Annotated in this window: 11 protein-coding genes and 1 tRNA gene; 9 read left to right on the plus strand and 3 right to left on the minus strand. The window is 64.2% G+C overall.

From position 1 onward, the window contains the following. Positions 1-20: 20 nt before the first annotated feature. Positions 21-572: a hypothetical protein gene (locus HWV23_RS00870; RefSeq protein WP_178288586.1), complete on the minus strand. Its 552-nt coding sequence runs from the start codon at positions 570-572 to the stop codon at positions 21-23. 148 nt (positions 573-720) lie between these two features. On the opposite strand from HWV23_RS00870, the gene HWV23_RS00875 reads away from it, so the two are divergent. Beyond that, the gene (locus HWV23_RS00875) at positions 721-2,370 is read left to right on the plus strand and encodes a thiamine pyrophosphate-binding protein (protein ID WP_178288587.1); all 1,650 of its coding nucleotides are present in this window, start codon (positions 721-723) and stop codon (positions 2,368-2,370) included. A gap of 14 nt (positions 2,371-2,384) precedes the next feature. Here HWV23_RS00875 and HWV23_RS00880 read toward each other — a convergent pair whose 3' ends face one another. Together HWV23_RS00880 and HWV23_RS00885 are read right to left on the minus strand one after the other, a co-directional pair. Further along, on the minus strand, positions 2,385-3,488 hold the full coding sequence (locus HWV23_RS00880; RefSeq protein ID WP_178288588.1) for a 3-hydroxyacyl-CoA dehydrogenase: 1,104 nt from the start codon (positions 3,486-3,488) through the stop codon (positions 2,385-2,387). Beyond that, positions 3,488-4,822 (minus strand): APC family permease, encoded by a 1,335-nt coding sequence (locus HWV23_RS00885; protein WP_178288589.1) that lies wholly within the window; start codon positions 4,820-4,822, stop codon positions 3,488-3,490. Before HWV23_RS00885 ends, HWV23_RS00880 begins: the two co-directional genes overlap by 1 nt. A gap of 164 nt (positions 4,823-4,986) precedes the next feature. On the opposite strand from HWV23_RS00885, the gene HWV23_RS00890 reads away from it, so the two are divergent. From HWV23_RS00890 to HWV23_RS00925, 8 genes are all read left to right on the plus strand, one after another. After that, positions 4,987-5,070: transfer RNA gene (locus HWV23_RS00890), tRNA-Leu, on the plus strand. Between the two features lie 132 nt (positions 5,071-5,202). Continuing rightward, positions 5,203-5,466 (plus strand): hypothetical protein, encoded by a 264-nt coding sequence (locus tag HWV23_RS00895; protein WP_178288590.1) that lies wholly within the window; start codon positions 5,203-5,205, stop codon positions 5,464-5,466. Positions 5,467-5,525: 59 nt separating this feature from the next. Further along, a complete protein-coding gene (locus HWV23_RS00900; protein ID WP_178288591.1) occupies positions 5,526-6,788 on the plus strand; it encodes an MgtC/SapB family protein in 1,263 nt (420 codons plus the stop codon). 40 nt (positions 6,789-6,828) lie between these two features. After that, positions 6,829-8,163: a class-III pyridoxal-phosphate-dependent aminotransferase gene (locus tag HWV23_RS00905; protein ID WP_178288592.1), complete on the plus strand. Its 1,335-nt coding sequence runs from the start codon at positions 6,829-6,831 to the stop codon at positions 8,161-8,163. A 290-nt stretch (positions 8,164-8,453) separates the two neighbouring features. Beyond that, on the plus strand, positions 8,454-9,794 hold the full coding sequence (locus HWV23_RS00910) for a ribonuclease J (RefSeq protein WP_178288593.1): 1,341 nt from the start codon (positions 8,454-8,456) through the stop codon (positions 9,792-9,794). Further along, entirely contained in the window at positions 9,791-10,816 is a 1,026-nt protein-coding gene (idsA3, locus tag HWV23_RS00915) for a geranylfarnesyl diphosphate synthase (protein WP_178288594.1), read from the plus strand. Before HWV23_RS00910 ends, idsA3 begins: the two co-directional genes overlap by 4 nt. A gap of 453 nt (positions 10,817-11,269) precedes the next feature. Beyond that, positions 11,270-12,871, plus strand: a complete 1,602-nt coding sequence (locus tag HWV23_RS00920) for a long-chain-fatty-acid--CoA ligase (protein ID WP_178288595.1) — start codon at positions 11,270-11,272, stop codon at positions 12,869-12,871. 77 nt (positions 12,872-12,948) lie between these two features. Further along, a complete protein-coding gene (locus tag HWV23_RS00925) occupies positions 12,949-14,715 on the plus strand; it encodes a glutamate--tRNA ligase (protein WP_178288596.1) in 1,767 nt (588 codons plus the stop codon). Positions 14,716-14,724 lie beyond the last annotated feature (9 nt).

Raw genomic sequence — 14,724 nt, forward strand, 5'->3', positions numbered from 1 at the left:
TGTCGCCCGAGGTATTTTTGTCACGCGCTTTCGGCGGCGAGCGCCTGCCGGTAGGACAGCACCGCGGGATAGGCGACGATGACGCCAACCGTGTAGTAGCCGAGCGTTCGACCGAGCGCCGCGAGGAGGACGCCCGTACTACCGTAGACGACCAGCGCACCCGCGAAAAGCGCGAGGAGCGCGAGGGCGTGGGCGACCGCGAACTTTCGGCGCTGTTCGGCCGTTTCGAATATCCCGCCAGCGACCGTCAGCGATATCGGGAGCGCCCACCGGCCGGCCAGATAGCCGATTTGTAGGGGCCACGGAAGCGTTTCGGAGGGGAGCGCCTGAACGCCTCCGGCGACCGAGACCGCGACCGCGAGGAAGGTCACCGCGACCAGCGTCGCCTTCGCTCGCGCGGTCGGTTCGCTGTCGGACCGTGCAAGGGCGATGCTACCGACGGAGACGGCGACGTACGCGAAGAGGAGCGCGACGACGTGGCCCTGCCGGAGGAATCGCACCTCTACCGCCGCGATGATGACGAGGGCGACAGCGCCCGTGACCGCGAGGTCCCGCCGCGACATCTCCGGCATACCTGCCGACTGTGGGGCCGTGGGCAAGTACGTTCCGACGGACTGTCGGGGATTCGTGGGAATCGGACCGTCAATACGGGGAGGTACACTTTTGTGTCATCCAATGACACGCGTTAGTGCGACTCTCCACTATAGAGTTGACCCAACGATGGCAGATACGACAGACCAAATTGTGGAATTATTCGAAGCCGGTGGTATCGAGACGGTGTTCGGGTTCCCCTGCGAACAGATGGACCCCTACTATTCGAGCCTCGCTGACTCGTCAGTGCGGCACGTTCTGGCTCGCAGCGAGGCGAGTGCGGCGCTGATGGCCGACGGCTACGCACGGGCGAACCGAACGATTGGCGTCGTCGACGGCGTCGGCGGGCCGGGTGCGGCATATATCGGCGCCGGTCTCTGTGAGGCCGACGGTGCATCGAGTCCCGTGCTCGCGCTCACCGGTGATAACGAACGTGACATCCGCGGCCGAGAGGTCATACAGGACGCCGACAACGAGGCGATTCTGGAGCCGTACGCGGACACCACGTTCGACGCCGAATCGGCTGACCGTGCCGTCGAAGCCGTCGATGCAGCGATTCGGCTGATGACGACGGGCGTCCCGAAACCAGCACACGTGAACCTTCCCGGCGATGTACTGGTCGAAGACTCCTCGTACTCGCTGCCCGACGACGTTCCGGCGTCGTATCCAGCCGACCGTCCGGAACCGAACGCTGAACGCGTCACGGCTGTCGTAGAGAAACTCGACGAGGCGGAGACGCCGGTCATCCTGGCCGGCGAAGGCGTGGTTCGGGCCGGCGCATCGGAACTCCTGACCGAGTTCGCGACGCGAACGAACACGCCGGTCGTCACGTCGATAAACGGCAAAGGCGCGGTCGCCGAAACCGAACCGTTCGCACTCGGCGTGGCCGGGCGATGGGGCTTCTGTCAGGTCGCCAACGACGCCCTCTCGGAGGCGGACCTCGTCGTCGGCCTTGGCACCCGCTTCAGCGACCTCACGACCGTCGGCTGGTCGCTGCTCGACGAGAACGCCGACGTGGTCCACGTCGACCTCGACGAAGCCTGGCTGGGGAAAAACTACGAGGCCGACGTCGCGATTCACGCCGACCTTCGAGCCACCCTCGCCGCCCTCCTCGAATCGGCCGATGCCGACTACGACGACCGCGAAAGCCGCATCGAGTCTCTCGATGCCGACCGGGCCGAATGGCGTCAGTCCCATGCGGACGACCTGACGAGCGACGCCGCACCCGTCGCTCCCGCTCGCGTCGTCGAGGAGTTGAACGAACGTATTCCTGCGAACGGTGTCCTCGTCAGCGCGACGAGCTATTCGGGCTTTTTCAGCGGCGCCTTCTACGAAGTCGAAGAACCGGGTCTCGGATATCTGCAGGCGCGTGGAAGCGACGGCATCAACGCCAGCCTCCCGCAAGCACTCGGCGTGCAGGCCGCTCGGCCGGAAACGCCCGTGGTCGCGCTCTCCGGGGACGGCGGCATCGGATACCATATCTCCGACCTCGAAACGGCCGTCCGCGAAGACCTGCCGCTGACGGTCGTCATCTTGAACAACGATGGCCTCGGCTCCTCGAAGGCGAGTCAGGTCGGTACCGACAACTTCCAGCTCTCGACTGACTTCGAGGACGGGGTCGATTACGCCGCCGTCGCCCGCGGGTTCGGATGTCGCGGCGCCCGAATCGAGACCACCGAGGAACTCCTCGAGGAACTGCCGGCCGCCATCGACAGCGATGAACCGACGTTGCTCGACGTGCAGGTCGACCCGTACGCGGTTCCGCCGGTGCTCGTGTAGGTCTCGGCCCTCGATTAGAATACGGGGTCGTACACGCGGCCACCGGTTTCGTCGTGGCGAGTCCGAAGCGTCTCTCGGAGCGCCTCCCGACCGAACATCTCTTCGAGGTCGAAGGGGCCGATTTCGCTGTCGCCGCCGCGTTTCAATATCTCGTTGACCGTCTCCTGGTCGGCGACACCGTCGTCGACGAGTCGGTGTGCTTCGTTGACGAGCGCTGCGAGAATCGGCTGGATGTCGTGTGGCTCCTCCGGCGTCGGAATCTGACATCCCTGGTCGTCCCACTCGAAGAACCCTTCACCCGATTTCTTACCCAGGCGCCCGTCATCCACCATCGTTTCCATACGGCTCTGGATTTCCGCCGGTGGCGCATATCGGTCACCGTAGACCTCGGAGAGGTTCTCGACCGTCGCGAGATGGACGTCGAGGCCGATGAGGTCGATGAGTTCCAGCGGCCCGCGGTCGAACCCGACGTTCGTCGCCGCGACGTCGATTGCTGCTGGCTCGGCATCCAACAGTTCCCATGTCGCCGCACACTTGATGCTCGCCGACAGACGTGAGAGTCCGTTTGCCCTGTATTCCTGATCGAGACGTATCGGCTTCCGGTCGATAGCAGTGGCCACGTTCTCGGCGGTTTCGAGCGTTTCGTCGCTGGCCTCGTCGCCCGAAATCTCGACCATATCGCGCCGGAGAGCCGGGTTCGCGAAATGGAACAGCACGACGCGCTCGGGATGGGACATCTCCGCGGCGATGTCGCCCGGCGTCAGTGAGGACGTGTTCGTTCCGATAACCGCGTCGGCGGCGAGGACGTCTTCGAGCGTTTCCACCACGTCCCGCTTGAGGCCGAGTCGCTCCGGAACCGCCTCGACGACGAACTCGGCATCCGAAAGCGCCGAGAGGTTCGGGTCGTAGGTGATACGGTCGGCGGGGGTGCCGGAGATGTCGATGCCACCGGCCCGCAGCTCGTCGGCCAGTTCGGATTCGTGATACGTCCGTGCAGCGGCGAGGGCGTCCGAATCGACGTCGACGAGCGTGACCTGATAGCCGGCGTTCGCCAGCAGGCCGGCGATATCGCGGCCCATGAGCCCGGCCCCGACGACCCCGGTGGTAGTGACAGACATTATCTCGGGTGCTCCTTCGAAGACGTGTCCCGTACGCCGTAATAATTCATTCGGAGATGGTAGTAGAGGAGCCCGCCGGCCAACAGCAGTATCCAGACGCCGAAAAGCAGCGTCGACTGCACGGCCAAAAGCAGGAGCAATAGCAGGTTGAGCGGTACCGCGAGAAGCGCCATTCCGTACACCACCCGCATCGAGAGGGGAAACGCCGTCGGGTCGAACTCGGGCGGCCGTCTCCGAATCACGCTAATGGCGGCGGCCATCACCGCGGTGACGACGAAGGCCCCGCCGAACGCGAGCATCGTTCCGAGGTCGTCGAACGGAAGCGGCGCGAGCAACACGACGGCACTCAGGACGTAGGTCCCGAGAAGCGTCCAGTGGGCGGTGCCGAATCGGTCGTTCGTCATGCCTAGAATCTCCGGGAACACCCCGGCGTCGGAGAGCGCCTCGGCGTATCGCGGAATCAGGATGAACGTCGCGTTCAGACTGGTCGCGACAGCGAACAGCGCTCCACAGACGATAAAGACCGTCCGGAACGCCGGCGAGAGGATTTGTTGGGCGACGACCGATAACGTCTGGCCCGTCATCGCATCGACACCGACCGTTCCGACAGCGACCACGGCAACGGAGACGTACAGCAGGAAGACGATAGGGATACTGACGAGGAAGGATTGTGGAATCGTCACCGTGGCATCGCGGAGGTCACCGCCGAGGTCGATGACGAAATTCGCGCCGAGACACGTAAAGTAGAGGACGCCGGCACCGACCAGGATACCAGTAGTACCGCTGGCGAAAACCGGCGTGAGGTTCGCCGTCTCGATAGCCGGTATCCCCTGTACGACGAACGCCCCGAGCGCAACGAGCAACCCCAGAAACATGAGTAACTGTACCCGTGCCGCGAGTCGAATCCCGAAGAGGTTCAGCACGAAAAAGAGCGTCAAAATCAGCAACCCGGTCGTAGTCGTCGACATCGAAACGAACGGTGTCAGGTATTCGCCAGCGGTAAGCGCGTACAGCGGCAATCCGCCCGCGAACATACTGATTCCCAGCCCCCACGCCGCCAGAAACGCGAGCGTCGGCGAAACGAACCGGGCCGGATACCGATAGTGACCGCAGGTCGTCGGGAACGTCGCCCCGAGCATCGCCGTCGGAACGAGTCCGAGGACGGCAATCGTCATCGCAACGGCGAACGAGATCGTCACGCCCGCTCCCGCAAGCCCGACACCGACACCGATCAGGGCGAAGAGCGCACCCCCAACGATGAGACCGACTTCGATGGCAACGGCATCCAGCAGGCCGATGGAGCCGTCTCCTTGTTGAGTGCTACTATCTGTCACGGGGCGCTCTTTACGGGACTACTACAAATAACTGACCGCTCGGACCCTGTTCGGCCGAGAGACCGTATCCGCGTATCGATGCCGCGGCAACGCCTGCATCCGAAGTCCGAAGGGAGGGAAACCGGAGCGTTGAAACCGGACGGAGGCATTAGGCCGAGGTGCGTGCGAGGGTAGCCAAGCCCGGAAACGGCGGCGGACTCAAGATCCGCTCCTGTAGAGGTCCGAGGGTTCAAATCCCTTCCCTCGCACTGCCCAAACAGTGCGGAAGACTCCCTCTCGGGGGCGTCTTCCCTCGCAACATTCCTCATAACGCGACGCCGACAGCGACAGCACCGTGTCGGTTCCGAAACCCAAAACCGCCCGAGGCGCGTACCTGAAATATGGTCGGCTCTCGAACGCTGACGGCGCTTGCGGGCCTTGCGGTGAGCATCGCGCTCAGCGTCGGCCTGTATCTCTACACTGGGTCGTTCCTGTTTTTCCTCTTCGTGCCGTTCGTCCCGTTCCTTTTCAAGCGAACGGGCGAGGAAGCCGCCGAGCGACCGCCGATAAAGGAGTGTGACCGCTGTTCGTTCCGTACGCGTGACCCCGAATTCGAATACTGTCCACGCGACGGCAGTCGGTTGCACGAAGGCAGCGACTACTGAGCAACAGACACCGAAACTGCCGACGCGCTTAACCGCCGGCCGGGAGAACCCCCGACTCGATGGAACAGTTCGGTACCGGGCTGCTGGACGGCAACGTGGTCGCCCTCGGATTGGCGGCGCTTTTAGGGCTGTTTCTCGGCCTCGAACGCGAGTGGTCCGACAAGTCCGCGGGTGTGCGGACGTTCGCGCTGGTGAGCCTCGTCGCCGCGGTCTTTACCATCCTCGACCAGCCGCTGTTGCTGGTCGCCGGGGCGTTGCTCGTCGTCGTCATCGGCGGGATGCTTGGCATTCAGGGCATCCTCGCCGAAGGCGACGCGCTGTCGTTGACCACGTCGGTGTCGCTGCTGGTCACCTACGGCGTCGGCGCACTCGTCGCCTCGGGCTACATCCTCGAGGGCGTCACCGTCGCCGTCGTCTCCTCGCTGCTGCTAGTCTTCAAGCAGGAACTCCACGGCGTCGCCGACGAACTCTCGAAGGAAGAGGTCCAGGCCAGCGCGGAGTTCGCCATTCTCGCCTTCGTCATCTATCCCCTGCTTCCGGCCGAATCCCGAACCATCTCGGTGCTCGATGCTTCCGTGGACATCGAACCGCGCGTCGTCTGGCTCATGGTCGTCTTCGTGGCCGGCATCGGCATCGCCAACTACGCTATCGTCCGGCTCTACGGCGGGCGCGGCATCGCTGTGACGGGATTTTTCGGCGGTTTCGCCTCCTCGACGGGTGTCGTCGGCGCGATGCTGGACCACGTCAACCAGCATCCCGACGCATCGAAATACGGCGTCGCAGCGGTGTTGTTGTCGAACGCGTCGATGGCCATTCGGAACCTCGCTATCGCGCTGTTCTTCACGCTCGGGGCCGGCGTCCTCGTCGAGGCAGCCATCCCGCTCGGTGCGGTGGTCGTCGGGGCCGTCGTCGTCGCTTTCGTCACCGCCGACTGGTCGGAATCCGTAGAGATGGACCTTGGGACGCCGTTCACGCTCCAGTACGCGCTCGGTATCGGCGCGCTCTTTCTGGTCGTCCTGCTGGCCGGCGGCTTCGCCGAGGCGCTCTTCGGGACCGGCGGCCTCTATGTGGCCGCGATTATCTCGGGACTCGTCTCCAGTGCGGGCGCGACCGCGTCGGCCGTCGTCCTCTACTCGAACGGGCAGGTCTCGTCCGACGAGGCCGTCATCGCCATCCTGCTGGCCTCCGCGGCGAGCATCCTCGTCAAGGTCGGGATGACCGCCTTCTCGCCGAACCGAGAGTTCGCCCGCGGCGTCACCGTCGGGAGCACCGTTCTGCTCGTCGCTGCGGGCGTCGTCACCGGCGTGATGGTCTTCCTGTAGCGCCCGGCAATATTAACAGCCGTCTGGCCCTACCTTAGTCATGGACCGCGAGACGGTAGCGCCGCAGGTCGACGAAATTCCCGGACCGAAGGCCAAAGAGCGGGTCGAGTACCACGGCTCCTTCGCCGCGCCGAGCACGTACGTCTACGAGTTCGTCTGGGACAGCACCGCCCCGGCGACCGGGCCGTTCTGTACCGACGCCGACGGCAACGTCCTGATGGACTTCACGGGCCACGTCGCCGCCGCGCCGCTGGGCTACAACAACCCCGACCTGCTGGAGCGAATGGAGGAGTTCGACGTCGTCGACCCGCTCAAAATCGCCGGTCAGGACTTCTATACGACCGCCGGCGACCCGGGCAACATCGACTACCCCGGGCCGGCCGAGTTGATGGACCGGCTGACCGACGTCTCGCCCGATTACATGGATACGGTCTTTCTCTCGAACTCCGGGGCCGAAGCCGTCGAGAACGCGCTGAAAATCTGCTATGACGACACGGCCGGCAAATACGGCATCACCTTCGAGGGCGCCTTCCACGGCCGGACGCTTGGCACCCTCTCGTTAAACCGCTCGAAGGAGGTCTACCGCCGGAAGTTCCCCGAGTTGGGCAGCATCCACGACGTGCCGTTCTGCCGAGACAACGGCTGTTCGCCGGCCACCTGTGAGTGCGGGTTCTTCGCGGGCGATACCTCGCAACTCCGCCGGATGCTCCACCCCAAGACCGGCCACGTCAACGCCGACGAGGTCGCCTATCTCATCATGGAGCCGATTCAGGGCGAAGGCGGCTATCACGTCCCCAGCGACGCCTTTCTCGAGGAGGTCGCCGACATCTGCGAGCAACACGACATCCTGCTCATCGCCGACGAGATTCAGTCCGGTATCGGCCGGACGGGCGAGTTCTGGGCCTCCGACGACTTCGCCATCGAACCGGACGTCATCTGTGCCGCGAAGGGTGCCCGCGTCGGCGCGACCATCGCCAGCGAAGACGTCTTCCCCAGCGAGAAATCACGGCTGTCATCGACGTGGGGCGCCGGCGACATCATCGACTCGCTGCAGGGCGCGCTGACTATCGACGTCATCCGCGAGGAGAACCTTATGGACAACGCCGTCGAGCGCGGCCAGCAGGCGAAGGACGAACTGGCGGATGCGGACTTGCCGAACGCCATCGACGTCCGGGGCAAGGGCCTGATGCTCGCAGTCGAGTTCGACACCAAGGAGCGCCGCGACGACGTCCAGGAGGCGGCGATGAAACGCGGGCTGTTGACCCTCGTCTGTGGTCACAAAACGCTCCGGTTGCTCCCGCCGCTGGACGTCCGCGAGCGCGAGATATCGATGGGCGTTCGATTGCTCTCGGAAGCCGTCGAGGCGGCCGCATAACCGGTTTCTCGCGGCGGTCGGGGCGAAATCGGCAACCCCGTACTTTTTAAAGCCAGGGGGCAAATGTCCATGTAACCGAGCAACGGTCGCCCCGGACTCATGTGGGCGACCGGCAGTTGCTGACGGGAGACGGCTGGCAGGGCTTGTGTGCGTGGCAGCGGCCACGCGGGCCTTGTCGGTTCCGACCGTCGGCCCACCGACTCCGTCGGTGTCGCGTCCGTCACAGACGGCCGTGTACATGGCCGGTCGCCCACTGGTAAGTCCGCCTGCGACCCCTCGGAGGATAAACCATGGAAATCGAAATCGCAACCATTGGCGGATACGAGGAAGTCGGCCGGCAGATGACTGCCGTCCGCGCCGGCGACGACGTCGTCGTCTTCGACATGGGGCTGAACCTGTCGAAGGTCCTCATTCACGACAACGTAGAGACCGAACGAATGCACAGTCTGGACCTCATCGACATGGGGGCCATTCCGGACGACCGCGTCATGTCCGAACTCGAAGGTGACGTGCAGGCCATCGTGCCCACGCACGGCCACCTCGACCACATCGGCGCCATCTCGAAACTTGCACACCGCTACGATGCCCCCATCGTCGCGACGCCCTTTACCATCGAACTCGTCAAACAGCAGATCGAGGGCGAAGAGAAATTCGGCGTCCAGAACGACCTCGTGAAGATGGACCCCGGCGGCACGATGTCCATCGGTGACGACTGCGAACTCGAGTTCGTCAACGTCACCCACTCCATCATCGACGCCATCAACCCGGTCCTCCACACGCCCGAGGGCGCCGTCGTCTACGGCCTCGACAAGCGGATGGACCACAACCCGGTGCTGGGCGACCCCATCGACATGGACCGGTTCCGCGAAATCGGTCGCGAGGGCGTGCTCGCCTACATCGAGGACTGTACCAACGCCGGCAAGAAGGGCAAGACGCCCTCCGAGTCCGTCGCCCGCGAACAACTGAAAGACGTGATGTACTCGGTGCAGGATTACGAGGGTGGCATCGTCGCCACCACGTTCTCCAGCCACATCGCGCGTGTCAAGAGCCTCGTCGAGTTCGCCGACGATATCGGCCGCCAGCCCGTTCTGCTGGGCCGCTCGATGGAGAAGTACAGTGGTACTGCCGAACGACTGGACTTCGTCGACTTCCCCGATGACCTCGGGATGTACGGCCACCGCAAGTCGGTCGACCGCACCTTCAAGCGGATTATGGAAGAGGGCAAGGAGAACTACCTCCCCATCGTCACCGGCCACCAGGGCGAACCCCGCGCGATGCTGACCCGGATGGCCCGCGGCGAGACGCCCTACGAACTGGACAAGGGCGACAAGGTCATCTTCAGTGCCCGTGTCATCCCCGAACCGACCAACGAGGGCCAGCGCTACCAGGCCGAGAAGCTTCTGGGTATGCAGGGCGCCCGCATCTACGACGACATCCACGTCTCCGGCCACCTGAACACGGAAGGCCACTACGAGATGCTGCAGGCCCTCAACCCCGAGAACGTCATCCCGGCCCACCAGTCGATGGAAGGCTTCGCGCCGTACGTCGACCTCGCGCGGAACGAGGGCTACCAGCTCGGTCGTGACCTCCACGTCACGGAGAACGGCAACATCATCCAGCTGACGGAATGACGACCACAGGACGCGTCGAGAAGGCGCTGATCGACCGCCGCGAAATCGTCAACGAGGCGATTACGGAGCAACTGCCGATTCAAAAGCCCGAGCGGCTCTACTCCGCGTCCCGCTACCTGCTGGACGCGGGTGGCAAACGCCTGCGGCCGACCATCCTGCTGCTCGCCGCCGAATCGATTTCGGACGTCGAGCCGCTTAGCGACGATTATCGGGCGTTCCCCTCCCCGGTCAACGGTGACGTGGACGTGCTTTCGGCCGCCGTCTCCATCGAGGTCATCCAGTCGTTTACCCTGATTCACGACGACATCATGGACGACGACGACCTCCGACGTGGCGTGCCGGCGGTCCACCGCGAGTACGACCTCGAAACCGCGATTCTGGCCGGCGACACGCTCTACTCGAAGGCCTTCGAGTACATGCTCGATACCGGCGCGCCCGCCGAAAAGAGCGTCGAGGCCCTCGACGAACTCGCGACCACCTGCACCGAAATCTGTGAGGGGCAGGCGCTGGACGTCGACTTCGAGGACCGGTCGGACGTCTCGACCGATGAATACCTCGAGATGGTCCAGTTCAAGACGGCCGTCCTCTATGCCGCGGCCGCCTCGATTCCAGCCATCCTGCTGGGCAGCGACGAGGAGACCGTCTCCGAACTCCACGGCTACGGCCTCGATATCGGCCGCGCCTTCCAGATTCAGGACGACCTTCTCGATTTGACCGTCTCCAGCGAGCAACTCGGCAAACAGCGTGGTTCCGACCTCATCGAGGGGAAACGGACCATCATCACGCTACACGCCCGCGACAACGGCGTCGACGTCGACAACCTCGTCTCCGAGGACCCGACCGAGGAGGAAATCGAGGACGCCGTCCAGACGCTCGAAGACGCCGGCAGCATCGACTTCGCCCGCGAGATGGCCCAAGACCTCGTCGAAAGCGGGAAGGACCGCCTCGAAGTCCTCCCCGAGAACGAACCCCGCGAACTGCTCGAAGACATCGCGGATTATCTGGTCGAACGCGGGTACTAAAACCCACTTTTTGCACGAGAACGTGGGTCGCGGCGTTGCCGCGACCCCGGTTCTCGGTGAAAATATGCGCGCCTCCTTCCAGCCGTGGCGCTCCCTGCGGTCGCGCCGCGTTAGTCAGTCGGCGCTACGGCGACTCGCTTTGCTCACGGCTCACTTCGTTCGCCGTTCGCATTTCCGAGACGCTCCCTACGGTCGCGTCTCGCTATCGCTCGTCGCCGGGAACCGCGAGCGCTTCGCGCTCGCGGATGCTCTCTATCCTATCTTTTATAAGCGATAGCGCGGCCAGAGGGCCCATGACCTGATATCGGGTGGCTATCCGCCGAGGCGGTCGTGTGGAATACGGATAGCCGAGTTGATGGAGCGTTCCACCTATTCGCTATACGCCGACACTCCGGGGTCGTGGGATTCGTGGTAAGAGCTTTGAGGGTAGTGGTAAATATTGGCTGTCACAGCATGAAGCGAGAGATGCGTACCACGGATTTCCTGGATAGGGCCGTCGACATCTACGACGACGTGACGGGGGTCGTCGCCCACGATGGGACCGAATACACCTACGCGGAGGTCAACGACCGTGTTAACCAGTTGGCCCATGCCCTCGAGGAGCGAGGGGTCGACAAGGGCGACCGCGTGGCGCTTCTGGCGCCGAACACCCACTACTTCATCGAGACGCTCTACGCGACGAACAAGCTGGGGGCCGTGTTCGTCCCGATGAACTACCGGCTGACCGCCGGCGAACTGGACTACATCCTCAACGACTGTGCGGCCGACGTGGTCATCGCGGATTACGACTTCGCGGAGAACATCGAACCCATCCGCGAGGACGTGCCCGCCGAACACTTCATCGGCTACGAGGCCGACCGCATCGACGGCGAGTGGGACGACTACGAGGACCAACTCTCCGGTCAACCGACCGCCGAACCCGACCGTCCGGACATCGCCGAGGACGACGACGCAAGTATCAACTACACCTCGGGGACGACCGGTGACCCGAAGGGCGTCGTCCGAACGCACCGGACCGAACACTGGCACGCGCTAGTGCTCAACCAGCACATGGAGATTCGCGACGACGACACCTACCTGTGGACGCTGCCGATGTTCCACTGCAACGGCTGGGGCCACACCTATGCCATCACCGGCACCGGCGCGACCCACGTCTGCCAGCGGACCTTCGACGCCGCGGACACCCTCGAGCGCATTCGCGACTACGACGTCAGCTTCCTCTGTGGAGCGCCGACGGTCCTGAACAACCTCATCCAGTTCTACGAGGACAACGACGGCGACGCCGTAACGACTGGAAGCCGCGACGTGCGTATCGCGACCGCCGGAAGCGCCCCCGCAACCGCGACGATAGAAACCATCGAAGACGAGTTCGACTGGCGTATTATCCACATTTACGGCCTCACCGAGACGGCGCCCATCATCACGACCAGCAACTCGCCGCGACGGTTGGCCGAGCGGGGTCGGGACCTGAAGGTCAAACAGGGCTCGGAGACGCTCTGTACCGACGTACGTGTCGTCGACGAGGACGGTACCGACGTCCCCCGTGACGGGACGACTCTCGGCGAAATCGTCGTCAAGGGCAATCAGGTGATGGACCGCTATCTCAACAAGCCGGAGGCCACCGAGAAAGCGTTCAACGACCGCGTCTCGGGCTACTTCCATACCGGCGACCTCGCGACCATCGACGAGGACGGCATGGTCGCGATTCAGGACCGCCGCAAGGACATCATCATCTCCGGCGGCGAGAACATTTCCTCGATAGAGGTCGAGGACGCCCTCTACGACCACGAGGACATCATGAAGGCCGCCGTCATCCCGGTCCCCAGCGAGAAATGGGGTGAAACGCCCAAAGCCGTCGTCGTCGAGCGGCCCGGCGCCGACCTGACGGAAGACGGGGTCATCGAGTTCGTCAAGGGGCGACTGGCGAACTACAAGGCACCGACCAGCGTCGATTTCGTCGATGACTTCCCGGAGACGGCGACCGGGAAGGTCCAGAAGTACGAACTCCGCGAGCGGTACTGGGACGACGAGGAACGGCGGGTCGGCCAGGAGTAATCGAGGCCCCTCGCGGGCGCACCGTCGCCGGCCGGAATCCCGGTAGGTTTTGACCCTCCCCGCGGTAGATGCCGGTAATGGACGACGACCTCCGCGAGCGCATCGAACGCGAGGCCGAGGTGGCCGCGCTGTTCAACGCGCTCAAACACGACAGCGACGCACAGGTCGGCGCGATTATGGGACCGCTGATGGGCGAAAACCCCGAGTTCCGCGAGCACGGCGACGAGATTCCCGGTATCATCTCGCCCGCCATCAATCGCGTCAACGGCCTCTCGGCCGAGGAGAAACGCGAGCGTCTCGAGGAACTGGCCCCCGAACAAGTCGAGGAACTGGAGGCCGAAGACGAGGAGGACGACCAGCCGCTGCCCGACCTCCCGAACGTCGAGGAGTACGACGACGTCCGGATGCGGTTGGCGCCGAACCCGAACGGCCCGTGGCACCTCGGCAGTGCCCGAATGCCCGCCGTCATCGGGACCTACAAGCAGATGTACGACGGCTGGATGCTCTGTCGGTTCGACGACACCGACCCCGAGACGAAACGGCCGGACCTCGACGCCTACGACGAGATTCTGGAGGCTATCGACTACCTCGGCTTCGACCCCGACGAGGTCGTCAAGGCCTCCGACCGCGTCGAACTCTACTACGACTACGCGCGCGAACTCATCGAGAAGGGCGGCGCCTACACCTGCACCTGTAGCGGCGAGGAGTTCTCCAACCTGAAGAACAACGCCGAACCGTGCCCGCACCGCGACAAGGACGCCGAGACGACCTTAGAGGAGTTCGAGGCCATGGTCGACGGCGAGTATTCGTCCGGTGACATCGTCCTCCGGGTCAGGACGGATATCGAACACAAGAACCCGGCACTGCGCGACTGGGTCGCCTTCCGGATGGTCGATACGCCCCACCCGCGCGATGAGGCCGCCGAGTACCGCTGCTGGCCGATGCTCGACTTCCAGTCCGGTATCGACGACCACGAGTTCGGGATTACGCATATCATCCGCGGTATCGACCTGCAGGACTCCGCGAAGCGCCAGGGGTTCGTCTACGACTACTTCGACTGGGAGTACCCCGAGGTGCTCCACTGGGGCCACGTCCAGATCGACGCCTACGACGTCTCGATGTCGACCTCGACCATCAAGGAGAAAATCGAGCAGGGCGAACTCGACGGCTGGGACGACCCACGTGCGCCGACGGTCGCCAGCCTCCGCCGCCGCGGCATTCGCGGTGAGGCCATCGTCGACGCGATGGTCGAACTCGGCACCTCGACATCGAACGTCGACCTTGCGATGTCCTCGATTTACGCGAACAACCGCGAACGCATCGACGACGAGGCCGACCGTCGGTTCCTCGTCCGGGACGGCGTCGAAAAGCCCCTCCTGGGCGGCCCCGAGGAGGCCAATCCGCCGCTGCATCCGGACCACGAGGAACGCGGCACCCGCGACATCCCCGTCGGCGGTGCCGTGCTGGTCGAACCCGGAGACGTACCACCGAACGGCAAGCGCATCTGGCTGAAGGGTCTCGGCCCCGTCCGCCACACGCGCGATGCCTTCGAGTTCACCGACGACGACCTCGATATCGTCCGCGAGGAGGGCGTCGACGTGGTGCATTGGGCACCGGCCGACGACAACGTTCCCGTCCGCATGCGGACGATGGAGGGCGACGTGTCGGGCCACGCCGAACCCGGCCTCGCCGACTACGAATCGGACGAGATGCTCCAGTTCGAGCGCGTCGGGTTCGTTCGAGTAGACCGCGTGGCGCAAAGCGCCACGGAAGGGTCGAGCGGCGACGAGCCGCGAGACCGCCACGACGACGAGGAGACGGTCACCTACTTCGCGCACCCGTGAGTCCGGGAA

The sequence above is a fragment of the Natronomonas halophila genome (assembly GCF_013391085.1).
Classification (GTDB): Archaea; Halobacteriota; Halobacteria; order Halobacteriales; family Haloarculaceae; genus Natronomonas; species Natronomonas halophila.